Origin of the sequence: Iamia sp. (assembly GCF_035575815.1) — a bacterium.
Lineage (GTDB): Bacteria > Actinomycetota > Acidimicrobiia > Acidimicrobiales > Iamiaceae > Iamia.
The window spans coordinates 1-2,024 of the sequence record NZ_DATLXO010000178.1 but is presented as its reverse complement, the minus strand read 5'-3'; the positions used below and the strand labels follow the sequence as shown (position 1 = coordinate 2,024).

Sequence of the window (2,024 nt, the reverse complement as noted above, 5' to 3'; positions counted from 1 at the left end):
CTCGCCCGCCGCGCCACTGCTGCCGGGCTTGTCGCCCCCACAGGCGCCGAGCACCAACACCAAAGGCACGAACAGAGCGAAGAAGCGGACAGACCGGCGACGAGCATCAAACACGAGAGAGCCCCCTGAGGGTTCCTAGGTCGGGACGGGTGCGAGACCCAAACGCCTCAGGTTCGAGGCGGGCGGCGATGTTCCTGCAATAACCCTGCGACCCTACTTCGTCACCACTCAGCCTGCCAGGATGCGCGCCGTGGAGTCCGACGACCGGGCGTGGTACGTGGCCTACGGATCGAACATGTGTCGCGACCGGCTCCTCGCCTACCTCGAAGGGACGGTGGCGCCGACCACCGCCGGACGGGCCGGCGGCGTGACCGAGGCCGGCAGCCGCAGCGCCCGCTACGGGCCCCACCGGGGGTGCGCCGATCCGACACCGCCAACGGCTGACCGCGCCCTCGAGCTCGCGCAACCGGTGAGGTTCCGGGGCCGTTCGCCCCGGTGGGGCGGGGGCGTCGCGTTCCTCGACCTCGACAGCCCAGAGGGGCCCCGCACCCCCGCCCGGGGCTGGCTCCTCACCGTCACCCAGGTGCTGGGCGTCGTTGGTCAGGAGTCCCGGCGGCCCGTCGACCCGCTGCGCTCGGTGCTCGAGGGCCTGGAAGTTGGTGAGACTGCGCCCCTCGGCGGCGGCTGGTACGACACGCTGCTGCGCCTCGACGACATCGACCGGCGGCCGGCGGTGACCGTGACGACCGCCCAGCCGCTCCCTGTCACCGAGCCGACCGCGGCCTACCTCGCCACCATCGCTGCCGGCCGGGCCGAGCGACCGGCCCTCCCGTCCGGCGACCGAGACGCGGACGGGCGGCGCGGGGTTCGAGGATCGCGCCGGTGAAGATCCGCGCTGGCACCGGCACCGGTCATCGCTCGACGAGGCCCCTGACTGGAAGGCCGACGGTTGAGGTGGCCGAGCCGCGGTTGACCCTCGAGACCTAGCGCCGGTCGCGGCGGGACCGCTTGCGGTCGTACATGTTCTGATCGGCTCGCCGCAGCAGCTCGTCGGCCCGCGCCCCGCGGCGGGCGACCGCGCAGCCCGCGCTCATCGTCACTGCGACGGTTCCGGTGGTCGTGACCATCGGCACATCGACCGCAGCGACCAGGGCGCCCATGGCCGCTTCGACCTCGGCCACCGAGTCGCGGATGGCGATGGCGATCAGCTCGTCGCCGCCCAGGCGGGCCGGCGTGTCGCCGTCTCGGAGCACGGACTCCATGCGGCGACCGACCTCGATCAGCACCTCGTCGCCGACGGCGTGGCCGTGGTCGTCGTTGACGGCCTTGAAGCCGTCGATGTCACAGAAGATCAGCCCCACGCAGGCGGTGGTCCCCACCGACGCGCGCGGTCGGGCGGCCCTCGAAGTTCCCGCCCGAGTTCCGCAGAGACGCGGTGGCGATGGTCCTCGATGAGGGCCGGTCGATCGCTGATGTCGCCCGTTCGGTCGGCGTGAACGCGGGCACGCTCGGGAACTGGGTCGGCCAGGAACGCATCGAGCGGGGCGAGCGTGACGGGCTCACCGTCGATGAGCGCTCCGACCTCGCCGAGCTGCGAGCGGAGAACGCGCAGCTGCGGATGGAACGAGATCTGCTCAAACGATCTCTGGCCTTCTGGATCAAGGAGACGTCGACACCGTGAAGCGCTTCGAGGGTGTCGATGACCAGAAGGCAGCCGGGTTCCCGGTGACCAGTGCGTGCGACGCAGCCGGCGTGTCCACGTCGGGCTACTACGACTGGTGCGAACGCCAGGCGGCGGGACCGACCGAACGTCAGCTGGCCGAGGCTGAGCTGGTGGCGTTGATGGGCCAGCTCTTCGACGACGCCGACGGGAACTACGGGGTGGGCGAGTTCCAACGGTCGGTGCACGGTCCCGGTCATGATGACCGGTGCTGTTGACGCCCACCGACCGTTGGAGACCACAGGATGCCAGGCGCGCCGTTGTCGCTGCCCGAACGCGAGGAGATCTCTGTCGCGTTGATCGA

General features: G+C 71.1%; 3 protein-coding genes and 1 pseudogene. 3 read left to right on the top strand and 1 reads right to left on the bottom strand.

The genetic code is table 11. The features are described 5' to 3' along the window. Window positions 1–241: 241 nt before the first annotated feature. On the top strand, window positions 242–886 hold the full coding sequence (locus VNL12_RS18325; protein ID WP_325596419.1) for a hypothetical protein: 645 nt from the start codon (window positions 242–244) through the stop codon (window positions 884–886). A 97-nt stretch (window positions 887–983) separates the two neighbouring features. On the opposite strand, the gene VNL12_RS18320 is transcribed toward VNL12_RS18325, so the two are convergent. Further along, entirely contained in the window at window positions 984–1,379 is a 396-nt protein-coding gene (locus VNL12_RS18320; protein WP_325596417.1) for a diguanylate cyclase domain-containing protein, read from the bottom strand. A gap of 29 nt (window positions 1,380–1,408) precedes the next feature. Here VNL12_RS18320 and VNL12_RS18315 point away from each other — a divergent pair. Both VNL12_RS18315 and VNL12_RS18310 read left to right on the top strand, forming a co-directional pair. Beyond that, a pseudogene (locus tag VNL12_RS18315) lies at window positions 1,409–1,681 on the top strand (transposase); the annotation flags it as partial. After that, on the top strand, window positions 1,678–1,938 hold the full coding sequence (locus tag VNL12_RS18310) for a hypothetical protein (RefSeq protein ID WP_325596415.1): 261 nt from the start codon (window positions 1,678–1,680) through the stop codon (window positions 1,936–1,938). The pseudogene VNL12_RS18315 and the gene VNL12_RS18310, both read left to right, overlap by 4 nt. Window positions 1,939–2,024 lie beyond the last annotated feature (86 nt).